We start from the raw sequence: 321 nt of genomic DNA, 5'->3' as shown, positions 1-321 counted from the left end.
ATAGCCCCACTGTTCGTCCATTTCCGCGCAGACGATGACGTCACTGCCCGGCTGTATGCGCGAGGTTACCGACTGCGGCCTGAGTTTTTTAAGTGACGTAAAATCGTGTTGAGGCCAACGCCCATAATGCGGGCGGTTGCCCGGCATCCAACACCATTCATGGCCATATCAATGATTTTCTGGTGCGTACCGGGTTGAGAAGCGGTGTAAGTGAACAGCAGTTGCCATGTTTTACGGCAGTGAGAGCAGAGATAGCGTTGATGTCCGGCAGTGCTTTTGCCGTTACGCACCACCCCGTCAGTAGCTGAACAGGAGGGACAG

General features: G+C 54.5%; 1 pseudogene. It reads right to left on the bottom strand.

Annotation, left to right across the window (positions count from 1 at the left end):
* Positions 1–321, bottom strand: a pseudogene (locus N6G83_RS54655) (IS1-like element IS1A family transposase); the annotation flags it as partial.

Source organism: Serratia sp. PL7 (assembly GCF_945957435.1).
The sequence above is the reverse complement of the archived record's forward strand: the minus strand, read 5'-3'. Positions and strand labels throughout refer to the sequence as shown.